This is a genomic window from Candidatus Methylomirabilota bacterium, from assembly GCA_036001065.1.
In the GTDB taxonomy this organism is placed as follows: Bacteria; Methylomirabilota; Methylomirabilia; order Rokubacteriales; family CSP1-6; genus MNEF01.
This window is the reverse complement of record DASYUQ010000100.1, coordinates 38,022-55,136: the sequence shown is the minus strand read 5'-3', so window position 1 is coordinate 55,136 and position 17,115 is coordinate 38,022. Positions and strand designations below refer to the sequence as shown.

16 protein-coding genes are annotated in these 17,115 nt (G+C 70.3%); 11 read left to right on the top strand and 5 right to left on the bottom strand.

Annotated features, from left to right (window positions below; genetic code table 11):
• Nucleotides 1-152 precede the first annotated feature (152 nt).
• From VGV13_09475 to VGV13_09435, 9 genes are all read left to right on the top strand, one after another.
• Entirely contained in the window at nt 153-1,301 is a 1,149-nt protein-coding gene (locus VGV13_09475; GenBank protein HEV8641314.1) for an acyl-CoA dehydrogenase, read from the top strand.
• A complete protein-coding gene (locus VGV13_09470) occupies nt 1,298-2,947 on the top strand; it encodes a methylmalonyl-CoA mutase family protein (GenBank protein HEV8641313.1) in 1,650 nt (549 codons plus the stop codon). Before VGV13_09475 ends, VGV13_09470 begins: the two co-directional genes overlap by 4 nt.
• 13 nt (nt 2,948-2,960) lie before the next feature.
• Nucleotides 2,961-4,031: a branched-chain amino acid aminotransferase gene (locus VGV13_09465; GenBank protein ID HEV8641312.1), complete on the top strand. Its 1,071-nt coding sequence runs from the start codon at nt 2,961-2,963 to the stop codon at nt 4,029-4,031.
• A 4-nt stretch (nt 4,032-4,035) separates the two neighbouring features.
• Complete coding sequence (locus VGV13_09460) at nt 4,036-4,464, top strand: HIT family protein (protein ID HEV8641311.1); 429 nt, start codon at nt 4,036-4,038, stop codon at nt 4,462-4,464.
• Between the two features lie 207 nt (nt 4,465-4,671).
• Nucleotides 4,672-5,070 carry a cobalamin B12-binding domain-containing protein gene (locus VGV13_09455; protein ID HEV8641310.1) on the top strand — a complete coding sequence of 133 codons (399 nt, stop codon included), beginning with the start codon at nt 4,672-4,674 and terminating at the stop codon, nt 5,068-5,070.
• Nucleotides 5,071-5,184: 114 nt separating this feature from the next.
• A complete protein-coding gene (locus tag VGV13_09450; protein HEV8641309.1) occupies nt 5,185-6,330 on the top strand; it encodes an acyl-CoA dehydrogenase family protein in 1,146 nt (381 codons plus the stop codon).
• Nucleotides 6,327-7,115: an ABC transporter ATP-binding protein gene (locus tag VGV13_09445; protein HEV8641308.1), complete on the top strand. Its 789-nt coding sequence runs from the start codon at nt 6,327-6,329 to the stop codon at nt 7,113-7,115. Before VGV13_09450 ends, VGV13_09445 begins: the two co-directional genes overlap by 4 nt.
• Before the next feature lie 213 nt (nt 7,116-7,328).
• Complete coding sequence (locus VGV13_09440; protein ID HEV8641307.1) at nt 7,329-7,985, top strand: ABC transporter permease subunit; 657 nt, start codon at nt 7,329-7,331, stop codon at nt 7,983-7,985.
• Complete coding sequence (locus tag VGV13_09435; GenBank protein HEV8641306.1) at nt 7,982-8,731, top strand: ABC transporter permease; 750 nt, start codon at nt 7,982-7,984, stop codon at nt 8,729-8,731. Before VGV13_09440 ends, VGV13_09435 begins: the two co-directional genes overlap by 4 nt.
• A gap of 21 nt (nt 8,732-8,752) precedes the next feature.
• Here VGV13_09435 and VGV13_09430 read toward each other — a convergent pair whose 3' ends face one another.
• From VGV13_09430 to VGV13_09420, 3 genes are read right to left on the bottom strand one after another with little or no spacing between them, the layout of a single operon-like run.
• On the bottom strand, nt 8,753-9,667 hold the full coding sequence (locus VGV13_09430) for an ABC transporter permease (GenBank protein HEV8641305.1): 915 nt from the start codon (nt 9,665-9,667) through the stop codon (nt 8,753-8,755).
• Nucleotides 9,633-10,559 carry an ABC transporter permease gene (locus VGV13_09425; protein HEV8641304.1) on the bottom strand — a complete coding sequence of 309 codons (927 nt, stop codon included), beginning with the start codon at nt 10,557-10,559 and terminating at the stop codon, nt 9,633-9,635. The genes VGV13_09430 and VGV13_09425 overlap by 35 nt, the downstream gene beginning before the upstream one ends.
• Nucleotides 10,560-10,601: 42 nt before the next feature.
• Nucleotides 10,602-12,149, bottom strand: a complete 1,548-nt coding sequence (locus tag VGV13_09420; protein HEV8641303.1) for an ABC transporter substrate-binding protein — start codon at nt 12,147-12,149, stop codon at nt 10,602-10,604.
• 406 nt (nt 12,150-12,555) lie between these two features.
• On the opposite strand from VGV13_09420, the gene VGV13_09415 reads away from it, so the two are divergent.
• On the top strand, nt 12,556-13,737 hold the full coding sequence (locus VGV13_09415; protein HEV8641302.1) for an FAD-binding oxidoreductase: 1,182 nt from the start codon (nt 12,556-12,558) through the stop codon (nt 13,735-13,737).
• A gap of 10 nt (nt 13,738-13,747) precedes the next feature.
• Here VGV13_09415 and VGV13_09410 read toward each other — a convergent pair whose 3' ends face one another.
• On the bottom strand, nt 13,748-15,094 hold the full coding sequence (locus VGV13_09410) for a hypothetical protein (GenBank protein HEV8641301.1): 1,347 nt from the start codon (nt 15,092-15,094) through the stop codon (nt 13,748-13,750).
• Between the two features lie 44 nt (nt 15,095-15,138).
• Nucleotides 15,139-16,113, bottom strand: coding sequence for an ABC transporter substrate-binding protein (locus tag VGV13_09405; protein HEV8641300.1), 975 nt, complete (start codon nt 16,111-16,113; stop codon nt 15,139-15,141).
• A 140-nt stretch (nt 16,114-16,253) separates the two neighbouring features.
• Between VGV13_09405 and VGV13_09400 the strand changes: the two genes are divergently transcribed.
• The gene (locus VGV13_09400) at nt 16,254-17,030 is read left to right on the top strand and encodes an enoyl-CoA hydratase/isomerase family protein (GenBank protein HEV8641299.1); all 777 of its coding nucleotides are present in this window, start codon (nt 16,254-16,256) and stop codon (nt 17,028-17,030) included.
• Nucleotides 17,031-17,115 lie beyond the last annotated feature (85 nt).

Here is a 17,115-nt window from a genome sequence, read left to right as displayed (position 1 = left end):
CCGCAGGACGTCGCGGGGCTGGGGCCCCGCCGTGCGAGGCGAGCGTATGGTGGTAGTGCGAGCCGCAGGACGTCGCGGGGCCGCAGGGCGAGCTGCAGCACGGCCGGGGGCTGGGGCCCCCGCGTGCGAGGCGAGCGTATGAAGGAACGCTGATGAGGCTGGAGCTGTCGGACGAGCAGCAGATGATCCAGGCGATGGCGCGGGAGTTCGCCGAGAGCGAGCTCCGCCCCATCGCCGAGGAGATCGACCGGGAGGCGCGCTTCCCCCACGAGACGGTGAAGAAGATGGGGGAGCTCGGGCTGATGGGCATCGCCATCCCCGAGAAGTGGGGCGGCAGCGGCGCCGACACGGTCGCCTACGTCGTGGCGCTGGTGGAGATCGCCAGACACTGCGCCTCCCACGCCGTGGTGATGTCGGTGAACAACTCGCTCTACTGCGACCCCGTGTACAAGTTCGGCACCGACGACCAGCGCGAGCGGTTCCTCCGGCCCTTCGCCGGGGGCCACCAGATCGGCTGCTTCGCCCTCACCGAGCCCCAGGCGGGCTCGGATGCGTCCAACCAGCACACGGTGGCGGTGCGCGAGGGCGACCACTACGTGGTGAACGGCCGCAAGCTCTTCGTCACCAGCGGGCGGGAGGCCTCGGTGGCGCTCGTCCTCTGTCAGACAGATCGCGCCCAGGCCCGCCGCGGCATCTCGGCCTTCCTCGTCGAAAAGGGCACGCCGGGCTTCACCGTGGGCAAGATCGAGGACAAGCTGGGCCTGCGGGCCTCCGACACCGCGGAGTTCGTCTTCGAGGACTGCCGGGTGCCGATCGCCAATCGCCTGGGCCAGGAGGGCCTGGGCTTCAAGATCGCCATGTCGGCGCTCGACAGCGGGCGCATCGGCATCGCCGCCCAGGCGATCGGCATCGCCACCGGCGCCTACGAGCGCGCGGTGGCCTACGCGCGCGAGCGCCGGGCGTTCGGCGTCCCCATCGGCCAGCACCAGATGGTGCAGTGGATGCTGGCCGACATGGCCACCGCCATCGAGGGCGCGCGGCTCTTGACGCTGCGGGCGGCCGGGCTCAAGGACGGCGGCCAGCCCTACACCGTGGCGGCCTCGATGGCCAAGCTCTTCGCGTCGGAGATGGCCATGAAGGTCACCACCGACGCCATCCAGGTCCACGGGGGTTACGGCTACATCAAGGAGTACCAGGTGGAGCGGCACTTCCGCGACGCGAAGATCACCCAGATCTACGAGGGGACGTCCCAGATCCAGAAGCTCGTCATCGCGCGTGACGTCCTGGGATTGAGGCCATGACCGAGAAAGATCGCTGGCGCCGGGAAACCTACGACCCGTTCAGGCGTCGGGTGCCGGAGCGTCCCGTGCGCTTCGAGTCGCTGTCGGGCCTCCCTGTCGAGCCGGTGTACACGCCCGAGGACCTGGCCGCCTGGTCCTACGCCGAGAAGCTCGGGCAGCCGGGCGAGTACCCGTTCACCCGCGGCGTGTATCCGACGATGTATCGCGGACGTCTCTGGACGATGAGGATGTTCGCCGGCTTCGGCCGCCCGGAGGACACCAACGCCCGCTTCAAGTACCTGCTCGCCCAGGGCCAGACCGGGCTCTCGACGGCCTTCGACATGCCGGCCCTGATGGGGTACGACGCCGACCACCCCCGCGCCCGGGGCGAGGTCGGCAAGGAGGGCGTGTCGGTCTCCACGCTCGACGACTTCGAGCGGCTCTTCGCCGACATCCCGCTCGGCGAGGTGACGACGTCGATGACGATCAACTGCACGGCGTCGATCGCGCTGGCCATGTACCTGGCCGTGGCCGACCAGCGCGGCGTGGCGTGGGACCGGGTCGGCGGCACGATGCAGAACGACATGCTCAAGGAGTTCATCGCCCAAAAGGAATGGATCTGTCCGCCGGGGCCTGCGGTCCGAATCGTGACTGATATGATCGAATTCACATCGAAGCATGTTCCACGTTTCAATCCTGTTTCGATCTCCGGCTATCACATCCGGGAGGCAGGCTCGACGGCCGTCCAGGAGCTGGCCTTCACCCTGGCCGACGGGCTGGGCTACGTGGAGGCGGCGCTGGCGCGGGGGCTCGCCATCGACAGCTTCGCGCCCCGGCTCAGCTTCTTCTTCGACATCCACAACGACTTCTTCGAGGAGATCGCCAAGCTGCGCGCCGCCCGCCGGATGTGGGCGCGCTTCATGAAGGAGCGCTACGGGGCCAAGCAGCCGGAGTCCATGCGGCTCCGGACCCACACCCAGACGGCCGGGGTGTCGGCCACGGCCCAGCAGCCCCTCAACAACATCGCGCGGGTGGCCATCCAGGCCCTGGCGGCCGTCCTGGGGGGCGCCCAGTCGCTCCACACCAACTCTTACGACGAGACGTGGGCGCTGCCGACCGAAGAGGCGGTCACCGTCGCCCTCCGGACCCAGCAGATCCTCGCCGAGGAAACGGGCGTGCCGCTGACCATCGATCCGCTCGGCGGCGGCTATTATCTGGAGTCGCTGACCGATCGGATGGAGGCGGCCGCCCTGGAGTACATCCGCAAGATCGACGCGATGGGCGGCATGATCAAGGCGATCGACACCGGCTTCCCCCAGAAGGAGATCGCCGATGCGGCCTACCGCTACCAGCTCCTGGACGACCGCGGGGAGAAGGTGATCGTCGGCGTGAACAAGTACGTCATGGCGGAGGAGAAGCCCATCAACTACCTCCGCATCGACGAGCGCGTGGAGCGGGAGCAGATCGAGAGCGTGCAGCGGTTCAAGGCGGCGCGGAACGTGGCCAGGGTGGAGCGGCGGCTCAAGCAGCTCGCGGACGCCTGCCGCAACGGCCACAACGTGATGCCGGTGCTGATCGATGCGGTGAAGGACTACGCGAGCCTCGGCGAGATCTCCGACGTCTATCGGCAGGTCTTCGGCGTGTACCGCGAGCCGATCATCTTCTAAGCGAGGACAGCCCATGAGCGAGGCGATCCGGATCACCAGGGCGACCACGAGGAAACCGAAGCCCGGGGACAGCGAGCTTGGCTTCGGCACCGTCTTCACCGACCACATATTCGTGATGGACTTCCAGGAGGAGAAGGGCTGGTACGATCCACGCGTCGAGCCCTACGGGCCGCTGACCCTGGACCCGGCGGCGTCTTTCCTGCACTACGCCCAGGGCATCTTCGACGGGCTGAAAGCGTTCCGGGCCCGGAACGGCCAGGTGCGCCTCTTCCGCCCCCAGAAGCACATCGAGCGGATGAACGGCTCCGCCCGGCGCATGTGCATCCCGCCGCTCGATCCCGACCTGGCCCTCAGGTCGCTGACGGCGCTGGTCGGGCTCGACCGCGACTGGGTGCCGGGCACGGTGGGGACGTCGCTCTACATCCGACCCACCATCATCGCCAGCGAGCCGTTCCTGGGCGTCCGGCCGGCCAAGTCCTATCTCTACTTCGTGATCCTGTCGCCGGTGGGCGCGTACTACCCCGAAGGCATGAACCCGGTGAAGATCCTGGTGGTCGACAAGTACGTGCGGGCCGTGGAAGGGGGCGTGGGCGCCGCCAAGACTCCGGGCAACTACGCGGCCAGCCTCTACGCCGCCGAGGAGGCCAAGCACCAGGGGTTCACTCAGGTGCTCTGGCTCGACGGGCGCGAGCGGAAGTACCTGGACGAGGTCGGCACGATGAACATCATGCTGCGGGTGGGCGACGAGGTGGTCACGCCGCCGCTCACGGCGGGGACGATCCTGCCCGGCGTCACCCGCGACTCGGCGCTCACGCTGATGCGCGAGTGGGGGCTGTGGGTCTCCGAGCGCCAGATCGCCATGGACGAGGTGCGGGCCGCGGCCAAGAACGGTACCCTGCGGGAGGTGTGGGGCACCGGCACCGCCGCCGTCATCTCGCCGGTGGGCGAGCTGGCCTACCGGGGCGAGCAGATCGTCATCAACGGCGGCAAAATCGGCGAGCTGACCCAGCGCCTGTACGACGCGATCGTCGGGATCCAGTACGGGACGGCACCCGACAGCCACGGCTGGACCGTGGAGGTATAGCACGATGAGCGAGTGCGTGTTCTGCAAGATCCGGGATGGACAAGTTCCGTCGCTGAAGATCTACGAGGATGAGCGGACGCTCTGCTTCATGGACATCAATCCGTTGAACTCCGGGCACTGCCTGGTGGCGCCCAAGGCGCACGCGCCCACCATCTTCGACGCCGACGAGGAAGACTTGATGGCGGCCATCGCCACGGCCAAGCGGGTGGCCATGGCCCTGCTGCGGGCGGTGAAGCCCGATGGGCTCAACGTCCTGCAGGCCAACGGGGCGGCGGCGTTCCAGTCGGTGCCGCACTTCCACTTCCATCTGATCCCGCGCTGGACGAACGACAACAAGGGCTTCGACTGGAAGCTCGTGCCCGGCGACCGAAACCAGATCATGAAGGTCGGTGAGAAGCTGCGGTCCGTGCTCGCCGGCCAGGACCATGACTAAGGTCGGAGGGGGCCTCGACGGCCCCCTCCGAATCCTCCCCCGGGATTGCGCGGGCGAAGCCCGCGCTCGAAGGCAGCGTCGTGACTGAGCGGAAGATCCGAGTGATCGTGGCCAAGCCCGGGTTTCGTCGGAGGGGGCCGCGGCGGCCCCCTCCGAGTCCTCCCCCAAGGGTTGCGCGGGCGAAGCCCGCGCTCGAAAGGGGTCAGTGTGACTGAGCGGAAGATCCGAGTGATCGTGGCCAAGCCCGGGTTGGACGGCCACGACCGCGGGGCCAAGATCGTCGCGCGGGCGCTGCGCGACGCCGGCTTCGAGGTCATCTACACGGGCCTGCACCAGACGCCCGAGCAGATCGTCGCCACAGCGGTCCAGGAGGACGCCGATGCCATCGGCCTCAGCGTGCTGTCCGGCGCCCACAACTACCTGTTCAAGCGGCTGCTGGAGCTGCTGAAGGAAAAGGACGCGGAGGACATCGTCGTCTTCGGCGGCGGCATCATCCCGCCCGAGGACGCGGCGGCGCTGAAGGCGCTGGGCGTCAAGGAGCTGTTCGGCCCCGGGACCTCGACCCAGGATATCGTCCGTTTCGTCCGCGAGAACGCGCTGAAGTGAGGGAAGGCCCATGATCAAGAAGCGCCTGCGCCAGATCGAGTTCTTCAAGCACCTGAAGAAGGGCCGGCCCGGCGCCGGGGCCAAGCGGCGCTCGGCCTGACGGGAGTTCCGGTCGTGGACTTCGAGCTGACCCCGGAGCAGAAGGACATCCGCGACGTCGCCCGGCAGTTCGCCGACAGCGAGCTGGGCGACAAGATCTCGCCCTACGACGAGCATCACGAGTTTCCCTGGGAGATCGTGCGCAAGCTGGGTGCGCTGGGCTTCCTGGGCGCGCTGGTGCCTCCGGAGTACGGCGGGGCCGGTCTCGACTGCGTCGCCTACGCGCTGGTCGTCGAGGAGCTGAACCGCGGCGACGCCTCGGTGGGGATCACCATGTGGGCGCATAACTCCCTCTGCGCCAGCCACACCGTGATGTTCGGCTCGCCCGCTCAGAAGGCGAAGTACCTGCCGCCGCTGGCCCGGGGCGAGGTGCTGGGGGCGTGGGGACTCACCGAGCCGGGCTCGGGCTCGGACGCCGCCGCGCTCCGCACGCGGGCGGAGCTCCGGGACGGCGTCTGGGTGCTCAACGGGAGCAAGGCGTTCATCACCAACGCCAGCGTGGGCGGGACGGCGGTGGTGATGGCCCGCACCGATGCCGAGCAGTCGTCGAGGGGGATCTCGGCGTTCATCCTCGAGAAGGGAATGCCCGGCTTCTCCGCCGGCCAACCCTACCGCAAGCTCGGCCTGCACGCCTCCGACACCGCCGAGCTGATCTTCGAGGACGCGCGGGTGCCCGCCGAGAATCTCCTGGGCCGGCGCGGCGAGGGGTTCGGGCAGGCCATGCAGGTGCTCGAGGGCGGACGCATCGCCATGGCCGCGATGGCGGTGGGCATCGCTCGGGCTGCCCTCGATCAGGCGGTGAAGTACATGAATCAGCGGACCGCCTTCGGGCGCACGCTGGCGGAGTTCAACGGGCTCCAGGCGATCGTGGCCGACCTCGCGACCGAGATCGAAGTGGCGCGCTTGCTGACTCTGCGCGCCGCCTGGCTGAAAGACAGGGGCCGGCCGGCGATGCACGCCGCCGCGATGGCCAAGCTCTTCGCCTCCGAGACCGCGATGAAGGCCGCCACCAAGGCGGTGCAGCTCCACGGCGGCGCCGGTTACATCACGGAGTTCCCGGTGGAGCGTATCTTCCGGGACGCGAAGATCACGGAGATCGGTGAGGGGACGTCGGAGATCCAGCGGTGGGTCATCGCGCGTGAGATCCTCCAGCTCACGTGAGCGTGGCCGACGCTGAGCTGATCCGGATCGACGGCGTCGCCAAGCGTTACCGGACGGCCTCGGGCGTCGTGGACGCGCTCGGCGACGTGTCGCTGGCGGTGCGCGAGGGCCAGTTCTGCACGATCATCGGGCCCTCGGGCTGCGGCAAATCGACGCTCCTCGGAATGCTGGCGGGCCTGGTCGGCCCCGACGGCGGCCGCGTGCTGATCGAGGGGCAGCCGGTCACCGGGCCCGACCCCCGCCGCGTCGCCACCGTCTTCCAGGACCCCGGCCTCTTCCCCTGGCGCACGGCGCTCGAGAACGTCGAGTTCGGCCTGGAGCTCCAGGGCGGGGATCGCGGGCGGCGCCGCGCGGTGGCTACCGAGCTGCTCGGCCCGCTGGGCCTCCGCGGCTTTGCCGACAAGTACCCGCGCGAGCTCTCCGGGGGCATGAAGCAGCGTGTGGCCATCGGGCGCGCGCTGGCCATCGACACGAAGATCCTCCTCATGGACGAGCCCTTCGGGGCGCTGGACGAGCAAACGCGCGTGCTCATGGGCGAGTGGCTGCTCGACATCTGGCGCCGGACGAAGAAGACCGTGATCTTCGTCACCCATAGCCTGCACGAGGCGCTCGCGCTGTCGACGCGCGTGGTGGTCATGACCGCCCGCCCCGGGCGGATCAAGAGTGTGCTCGAGCTGCCGCTCGGGTATCCCCGCGCGATGGACTCGCCCGAGCTGGTGACGTTGCGGGCCAAGCTCTGGAGTGAGATCCGCGGCGAGTCACTGCGGGCCATGAGCGAGTCGTGACGGCTGTGCGAGCCGCAGGGCGGCCAGGGGCTGGGGCCCCTGCGCCCGAGGCGAGCCTCTGAAACGGGCTGTGCGAGCCGCAGGGCGGCCAGGGGCTGGGGCCCCTGCGCCCGAGGCGAGCCTCTGAAACTCTCGGCCCTTCGCCTGGCCATTCTGCTCGGGGCCCTGGGGCTCTGGGAGATCGCGGCCCGGGCGGGCAACCCGCTTCTCCACGTGCCGCCCTCGGCGGCGCTGCCGTCGCTCGTCGACCTCCTGTCGCTGCGCTCGTACCCGGATCTGCCCGAACACTTCCTGCTCACCGCCCGCGAGATCGCCGTCGCCTACGCGCTGGCGGTGGCGGGCGGCCTGGGCGCGGGCTTCGCGCTGGGCGGCCACCGCGTCCTCGGGCGCACCTTCGCGCCCATCCTGGGCGCGCTCTACGCCGTTCCGGCGGTGGTCTGGTACCCGTCGCTCATGCTCTTCTTCGGGCTCGATGCCGCCTCGAAGATCGCGTTCGGATTCCTCCTGGGGTTCTTTCCCATCACGCTGGCGGTGCTGGCCGGCATGCGCCAGGTGAACCCGCACTTCGTCACGGTCGCGCGGAGCTTCGGCGCCTCGCCGCTCGCCGTCTTCGCCAAGGTGCTGATTCCCGGCATGCTCTTCACGCTGGTGGGCGGGCTCCGGACGGGGCTCGCGCTCTCCGTGATCGGCGTCATCGTGGGCGAGGTTCTGGGATCCAAGGCGGGAATGGGCGCGCTCATCAACCACGCCTACGGGCTCTTCCGGACGGCCGACTACGTCGCGCTGGTACTGGTGACGCTGGCGCTGGTCGTCGTCTCCGACGTGCTGGCCAGCCTGGTCGAGCGCCGGGCCCGGCGATGGACGACGTGAGCGAGACCCGTCGCATCCGGCTGCTGCAGGTGGCGAGCATCCTGGCCGTGCTGGCGGCGTGGGAGGCCTCGGCGCGCGCCGGGTGGGTCGATCCGCTCTTCGTCGCGCCACCCAGCGCCGTGGCGCGGGCCTTCGGGGCGATGGGGGGTTCGGCGCTCAGCGCGCTCGGCGACACGCTGGCGAAGACTGCAGTCGCCTATGCGCTGGCCGTGGGGCTGGGCGTGCCGGCGGGGCTCGTGATCGGCTCGGTGCGGGCCATGCACGACGTCCTCCATCCCTTCGTCGTCGCGCTCTACGGGATCCCGAAGATCCTGGTGCTGCCCTGGATCGTGCTGCTGCTCGGCTTCGGCACCGCGCCCGCGGTCGCCTACGGCGCCCTTCATGGCCTCTTTCCCATCCTCGTGCTGGTCATCGGGGGCGTGCGCGACGTCGATCCGGCGCTGGTCACCGTCGCCCGCTCGTACGGCGCGCGGCCCTGGCAGGTCTACTGGAAGGTCATCCTGCCGGCCAGCGTGCCCTCGGTGCTGGCGAGCCTCCGCCTGGGCATCGTCTTCTGTCTCCTGGGCGTGCTGATCGTGGAGATGTTCGCCGGCGTGCGCGGCATGGGCCACGTCATGAACGCGCTGGCCAACGGCTTTCAGGCCGCCCAGCTCTTCGCGGCCACCGCCCTGGTCTCGGCCGCCTCCATCGGCATCGTGCTGGCCCTCGACGCGCTCAACGAGAAGCTCTCGCACTGGCGGGGGTGAACCGGAGGGGGCGGGCGCTGGTCACTCCCCCCTCAGCGTCGGGTCCAGGAGATCGCGCAGCCAGTCGCCGGTGCGGCTGACGACGAGCGACGTCAGCATCAGCACGGTGCCGGGGCAGGTGGAGATCCACCACGCCGAGTCCAGGTACTCGCGCCCCTCGTGGATCATGCCGCCCCAGGACGGTGTGGGCGGCTGGATGCCGAGCCCCAGGAAGGAGAGCGTCGCCTCCAGCACGATGGCGCGCGCCAGCTCGAGGGTGGCGATGACGACCAGCGAGGAGACGACGTTGGGCAGGATGTGGCCGAGCACGATGCGCAGGGTGGAGCCGCCCAGCGCGTGGATGGCGTCCACGAACTCGCGCGAGCGCAGCACCAGGACCTGGGAGCGGAGGATCCGCGCGTAGGCGACCCAGCCCGAGAGCCCGACGACGACGATCAGCGTGGGGAAGCTGGGGCCCAGGACCGCGATGATGCCGATGGCCAGCAGGATGAAGGGGAACGCGAGCTGGGCATCGGCCAGCGTCATGACGACGCCGTCCAGCCAGCCGCCGCGGAACCCCGCCAGCAGGCCCAGCGCCGCGCCGATCAGCCCGCCGACGGTCACGGCGGCGAAGCCGATGACAAGCGAGACGCGCGCGCCGTAGATCACCCGCGAAAGCACGTCGCGCCCGAGATGGTCGGTGCCGAGGAGGTGCGCCTGGCCGTCGGCCGCCGCCAGGGTGGGCGCGGTCAGCCGGGCGCGGAGCGACTGGCGCGTCGGGTCGTGCGGCGCCAGCCACGGCGCCGCCGCGGCCACGGCGCCCAGCAACAGGACGAAGGCCGCGCCCGCCAGTACCAGCGCCAGGCCTCGACGCCGCCGCGCGCCGGACCTGGCCGCGACGGAGCGGAGGTCGACGACGGCGTCAGGCGCGGCGGACGCGGGGATCGAGGAGGCCATACAGGAGATCGACGACGAAGTTGATGACGATGAAGACGACGGCCGAGAGAAAGACCGCGCACTGCACGACCGGGTAGTCCCGGTTGTAGATCGACTGGATCGCCAGCCGTCCCATCCCCGGCCAGGCGAAGACCGTCTCGGTGACGACGGCCCCGCCCAGCAGCGTGCCGAACTGCAGGCCCGTGATCGTGAGGACCGGGATCGCCGCATTCTTCAGCGTGTGCTTGACCACCACCAGTCGCTCGGACAACCCCTTGGCGCGCGCCGTGCGGATGAAGTCGGCGCGCAGCACCTCCAGCACCGCCGAGCGGGTGAGGCGCGCGATGGAGGCCATGGCGAAGATGCCCAGCGTCAGCGCCGGCAGCACGAGATGGTGCCAGTCACCGCGCCCTCCGGTAGGCAGCAGGCCGGCCTTCAGCGACAGCAGCAGGATGAAGAGGATGCCGAGGAAGAACGTCGGCGCCGCCTGCCCGACCAGCGCCACGCCCATGGCCGCGTGGTCGAGGAGCGAGTTGCGCCGCGCCGCCGACAGCACGCCGATCGGCACCGCCACCACCACGGCGAAGGCGAAGGCCGCCAGTCCCAGCTCGAGGGTGGCGGGCAGATAGTCGAGGACGACGCGGGCGGCCGGCTCCCGGAAGTGGATGGAGCGGCCGAAGTCGCCGCGCAGCACGTTCGCCAGGAACGTCGCGTACTGGACGGGCAGGGGACGGTCCAGCCCCAGCTCGGCGCGGACGCGGAAGATCTCACTCCGGGGCGCGTCGGGCGGCAGGAGCAGCGGCACCGGATCGCCGCTGAGCCGCATGACCACGAAGACGACCGTGGAGACGAGCCACAGCGCGATCAGCGCGCGCAGCAGCCGGTGGGCCAGAAAACCGAGAGTCCCACGCATGGCAAGCGGCCGGGGCCACCGACGGCCCCGGCCGCGGTGCGCTCAGGCGCGGCGGAACTTGAAGTTGAAGCGGCGGATCTCGAACTGCTGGTTGGGGTTCGGCGTCCACTCCACGTACTTCTGCAGGCCGTAGTCCTCGTAGGGCTGGATCACCGGGATCCACGGGAAGTGCTCGAGGAAGACCTTCGTCATCTCCCGGTACGCCTCCGCGCGGAACTTCTCGTCCACCGAGAAGCGCGCCGCCTCCCCCAGCTCGTCGAAGCGCGGGTGGCGCCAGTAGTCCTGAGGCCCGCCGGGGCCCAGGAGGCGCCACATCATGCCGTCGGGATCGCCGAGGGTGGAGGTCGGATCCGACCACCAGAGTCCCTTGAAGCTCCGGTCGCGGTTCTTCTGCGCGCGGACGGAGTACTCGACCACCTCCACTTTGGCGTTGACGCCGGCCTCGCGCCACATGCCCTGGATCGCCTCGGACATGGGCTTGTCGTTGGCGGTGTAGCCGACCGTGGTCTCGATCACGATCTCTTCGTTCTTGTAGCCCGCCTTTCGGAGCCGCTCGCGCGCCTCGCGCGGGTTGTAGGCGAGCGGCGGCAGCGCCGGGTCGTAGTGGTTGTCGCCCTTGGCGATGGGGCCGCTGGGCACGATCCCGCGTCCCCGCCACAGCTCTTTGACGATGAGCTCGCGGTCCACGGCCAGCGAGAGGGCCTGCTTCACCAGCGGGTTGTCGAGGGGCGGGCGCTTGCTGTTCACGGCCAGGACGTAGAGCCCCGCGTAGAGCGCGCCCACGACCTGGGTGGAGCCCGTGCCGGCCACGCGCTCGCCGTGATCGGGGGAGAGCTGGGTGATGACGTCCACCTCGCCCTTGAGGAGCGCGGCGATCCGGGGTGCGGTCTCCGGCACCGAGCGGAAGATCACGCGGTCGGCGTCGATCCGGCCGCCCCAGTAATCCGGGTTCGCCTCCAGGACGACCTTGTCGTCCTTCTTCCACGAGACGAAGCGCACCGGGCCCGTGCCCACCGGCCTGGCGTTGAAGGCATCGTTGCCGACCGCTTCCAGGTACTTCTTGGGGACGATCTGGCCACCGTAGAAGGCCAGGCGGGCGGGGAGCAGCGGATCCGGCTTCTTGCTGTGGATGACCACGTTCGTCGCGTCGGGCGCCTCGATGCGATCGATGGTCGTGAACACGGTGTTCACCCGCGTCTTCTGCGCGGGGTCCCAGGTGCGCTCGAGGCTGAACTTCACGTCGGCGGAGGTGAAGGCGTCACCGCTGTGCCACCGGACACCCGGCCGCAGCTTGAACGTCCAGATCGTCTGGCCCTCCCGCTTCCACTCCGTGGCCAGCCCCGGATAGAGCCTGCCGTCGGGGCGGCGGCTGGTGAGGTTGTCGAAGAGGTTGAACGACACGCGGATGTCGTTGGACGAGGTGCTGAAGTGCGGGTCGAACTTCGAGATGTCGCCGCCCTGGGCGACGACCAGCTCGCGCTTCTGGGTCGTCTGCGCGTGGGCCTCACGGACGAGCGGCCCCGGCAGCGCGGCGACGGCGCCGGCGGCGGCCGCGCCCTTGAGCAGGTGGCGTCGGGTGACCTGGACCATGACGGGCCTCCTCTGGATTCGCTCGCCTCGGACGGCGGGGCCCCAGCCCCGCGACGTCCTGCGGCTCACCCTGCGTGGATTCGCTCGCCTCGGACGGCGGGGATCCTTTCACTTGCTCGCCTCGCACGCGGGGGCCCCAGCCCCCGGCCGTGCTGCGGCTCGCCCTGCGGCCCCGCGACGTCCTGCGGCTCTCCCTGCGTGGATTCGCTCGCCTCGGACGGCGGGATTCTCTGGACCTGCTTGCCTCGGATGCAGGGGCCCGGCCCCTGGCCGTCCTGCGGCTCGCCCAGCGGCGTCCTGCGGCTCGCCCTGCCTTGCGGGCTGCCTGGGGCCGATTGGCGCGGACTATATGAGGCCGGGCGGAGCCCCCTGTCAAGGGGCGGGCCGATCGTGTCACAATCCACGCGTGGCCACGGCCGACGTCATCGTGATCGGCGGCGGCGCCAACGGCGCCAGCACCGCCTTCCATCTGGCTACTCTCGGCGTGACGCGGGTCGTGCTGCTCGAGCGCCACCACCTGGGCGCCGGGGCCACCGGCAAGTCGGGCTCGCTCGTGCGCATGCACTACACCAATGAGGCGGAATCGCGGCTGGCCTTCGAGAGCCTCAAGATCTTTCGCGACTTCGAGGCCATCGTCGGCGGCGCCTGCGGCTTCGAGCCGGCGGGCTTCATCCAGATCGTGGGGGCGGGCTACGAGGGCGCGCTCGCCCACAACGTCGAGACCCAGCGCCGGATCGGCATCGACACCCGGGTGATCGCGCGAGAGGAGCTGAAGCGCATCCTGCCCGGTTGCCACCTCGACGATATCGGGGCGGCCGCCTGGGAGCCGGGCTCCGGCTTCGCCGATCCGAACGCCACCACGTTCGCGTTCGCCGAGGCCGCGCGCGGCCGGGGCGTCACCATCCGCACGCACTGCGAGGCGCGCCGCATCCTGGTGGAGCGCGGGCGCGTCGTCGGGGTCGAGACGGCCGAGGACCGCATCGCCGCCCCGGTGGTCCTCGTCGCCGCCGGCGCGTGGGCGACGGCGCTGCTGGCGCCGCTCGGGCTCGACTACGGCCTCACGCCCCATCGCGTGCAGATCTCGATCCTCCGCTGGCCGGCCGGATTCGCGCACCGCCACCCGGCTGTCATCGACGCCATCCACCAGTCGTGGTTCCGGCCGGAAGGGGGCGCCTCGACACTGGCCGGCGTCGAGCTGGGCGTGGGCCACGCCGACCCCGATCGCTTCGACGAGGGCGTGGATCCGGACTACGTCGGGCGCTGTCGGCAGAAGCTGGCCGCGCGGCTGCCGGTCTTCGCGGAGGCCACCATGCGCGGCGGCTGGGCCGGCATGATCATGATGAGCCCCGACGGGCGGCCGATCATCGATCAGATCCCGTCGGTGGCCGGCCTCTACGGCATGCTGGGTGACTCGGGCACCTCGTTCAAGACGTCGCCCGCCATCGGCCGCTGCCTGGCCGAGTGGATCGTCGAGGGCAAGCCCCGCACCGCCGATCTCACGCCCTTCCGCTCGACGCGCTTCGCCGAAGGACGCCTCTGGGTGGATGAGCACCACTACGGCCGGGCGCGGCTGACGATCTCGCGCTAGCCGGCGCCGCTCACGCGGTTTCCGGGTGCGGCAGCCGCGTGCGGCGGACCCGGGCCTGGACGTCGCGGACCACGTCGCCCTCCAGCTCGATCTCCACCTCGTGGTGCTCGACGTCCCAGTGGTCGACGGTCGACAGCCAGCCGAGCGCGCGCCGGCGGTGCGGCACCACACGCCGTCCGCGGTAGACGAGCGTCTTGTGGCCGGGCGAGGTGAGCCGCTCCTGCTCTTCGGGGTTGGGACCGCAGAGCCGGAGCACCTCCTGGTAGCGCGTCTCGCCCGGCACGATCCGGGCCAGCGTCTCCCGGGCGACGACGACGCCGGTATCCCGTCCGGCCGGGGCCGGCGCGCCGCGCCCGATGTGAAAGCGGCCGGACACGCCCCTGGCGAGACGCTCGGCCAGGCCGCGGACGAGGACGGCGGCGACATTGCCCAGCACGAAGAACAGCAGGGGGATGAGCACCGGCGCCCAGGACTGGAGCCCCCAGAAGTAGCCGAACTGCACGCTCAGCGTCTGGGGGCGGAGACCTTCGGCGCGGTCGAGGAAGATCGAGACGACGTCGGTATTCTCCAGGGTCTCACTGAGCTGGCGCCGCGCCGACGGCGGGAACATCTCCTCGATCTTGAGGCGGTCGGCGTGGGCGAAATTGATGAGGAGCTGCGAGGGGTCCTCCGAGAGCTTGATCACGCGGTCGCGGTTCCAGAAGTACATCGGGAAGGTCGCGCGCTGGCGGACGTCGCCGAAGCTCAAGGTCAGGCGGTGGCGCGGGCCCCAGAGCGTCCGCTCGACCCAGGTGGCGGGCTTGGGCTTGACGAGCCCTCTGGTCGTCAGGCGCAGCCCGGTGAGATAGGCGCGGTTCGCGCTCTTCGGGCTCCAGGGGATCCGGACGTAGGTGGCCGGCGAGCTGATCCCGAGGCCACCCCCTTCGCGGACGAAGGTGACGAAGGGGGCGCCGCCGGCGAGGGGTTCGCGGAGGCTGCGGCCGTCCGGCCCGCGCTGATAGAGGTTTCGCGCGGAGAGCGACAGGCGCCCCTCCTCGATGACGGCGAAGCCCTGCTGCTCCACCGCGCGCGCCAGCGCGGGATCGGGCGGGCCCGCGGTCGGGTCGGGCGCCACCGCGCCGGGCCACAAGAGGTAGAGGTCCTGCTCGATGTCGCCGGCGCTCAGCGTCGGCGGCACCGCCAGGCTGAACAGCACGTCCACCGGCACGTCGCCCAGCTCCGGCGTGACGTTGGCCAGGATGAAGAGAGGCCCGACCGTGAACTGCGGGTGCGGGCGCGAAGCGAGGAAGAGCTGGGCAGGGGCCGGCGCCGGCGCGCTGGCCAGGAGCAGGCCGGCCAGCAGCGCCGCGCGAAGCATCAAGGGCGCGTCGTCCGCAGAGAATCGCCCCGCCGGCGAAACATCTAAACGCGCACCGGGATGAATTCCTTGGTGTAGTGGTCGTCCAGTGGCAGCCGCTTCTTGATGACCCCGTGCTCGAGCAGCGTGTCCTGCATGGTCTTGAGCGCCTCGACGCTGATCGTCCCGTCCGCGGAGAGCAGCGGTCCGGAGATCTTGTGGGCGCCCAGCGTCGCCTCGACGCTCCACCCGAGCTTCTTGGCCGCGATCTCGGCGGCGTCCTGGGGGCTGGCCCGCATGAAGTGTTGGGCGCGGAAGATCGCCCGCATCGCCTTGCGGATGGTCCCGGCGTTCTTCTTGATCGCGTCTTCGGAGGCGTACTGGATCAGGCTGATCCACCGGGGCGTCACCGAGTCCAGGCGCGTCAGCACCTTCGACTTGCCCTGTTGCTGGGTGACCGCCCCGCCGTCGCCCCAGACGAAGGCGTGGATCTCCTTGCGCGCCAGCGCCGCCAGCTGGGCGTCGAGCCCGCCGAGGCCCACGATCTTCACGTCGCGATCGGGATCCCAGCCCTGCTGCTTGGCCACGATCCGGGCGAAGACCCACGTGGTCGAGCCGATGAGGGTGACGCCGATGGCCTGGCCCTTGAGGTCCGCCACCCGCTGGATCTCGGGCGCGACGTTGAGGGTGAAATGATTGCCCTCGGTATGGGTGGCGATCATCTTGATCGGCATGCCGGCCTCGCGGAAGACCAGAATGTCCGTGCTGCCGGTGGCGCCGACCAGGATCTCGCCCGCGATCACGGCTTTCGCGAGATTGGGGCCTCCGCGGAAGGGGACGAACTCGGCGGCGAGCCCCTCCTGGGCGAAGAAGCCCTTCTCGAGCGCGAGGACGAACGGACCGGCCAGCGCGTAATCGCCCAGCACCGCGGTGCCGACCTTCACGCTCGTTGTCTGAGCGCGGACGATGTGCGGGGCGAGGGCGCCGGCCGCGGCAACCGCGGTCGACCGGAGGAACCGACGGCGGGGAAATGGCGTCATCAGATGATCTCCTGAGGTGGCGTCCCTTGACAGAGGGATGAGCTTCCCCTAGGTTAAACGGCACCGTCCATGAGCGAGGTCCTCAGCATCGTACAACCTCGTCGGCTCCACCGCCAACCCGCTGCCACGCCTGAGAGTCCATGAGCGACGAGCCCGTCTCCTACGAAGCGCGCGATGGCGTGGCCTGGATCACGCTGAACCGGCCGGCCGTGCTCAACGCCCTCGACACCGAGCTGGCCGCCGCGCTGGCCGACCACGTCGAAGCGGCGGCGGCCGCCGGCGGCGTCGCGCTCGTCATCGTGCGCGGCCGCGGGCGCGCCTTCTGCTCGGGGATGGACCGGACGGCGCTCGCCGAGGGTACGATCGGCGAGCCCTTCTACCGTCACTGGATGCGGGCGCTGAACGGCCTGGAGGACATGCCGAAGATCACGGTGGCGGTGCTGCACGGCCATTCCATCGGCGGCGGCCTGCAGCTGGCGCTCGCCTGCGACCTGCGCGTCGCCGCCGCCGACGCGGTCATCGGGCTCGGCGCCACCCGGCACGGGCTCATTCCCGATGGCGCCGTGCTCAGGCTCGCCCGCGTGGTCGGGTTGGGGCGCGCCAAGGAGCTGGCGCTCCTGAATGACGAGGTGAGCGCCGCCGACGCGCGCGCCATCGGCCTGGTGAACTGGGTGTGCCCGGCGGCGGAGATCGAGCCGACGATCCGAGGGCTCATCGACAAGGCGCGGGGGGCGTCGCCCACCGCGGCCGGCCACACCAAGCGACTCCTCCACGCCTCCTTCCACGGAGACCCGCGCGCCCTGATCGAGGAGCTCATCAAGGCGCAGAACGAGTGCATGGCCTCCTGGGAGATCGAGGAAGCGAACCGGGCGTGGCGGGAGAAGCGGGAGGCGGTTTTCTACCCTCCGCCGCAGTGACCGAGACAGCGACCGTCCGTTGACAAGTCCTTCGCCGGTTGGCTAGAGTCCGCCGCGGGCGACAGCATGTCTGCCCGCTCTTCGA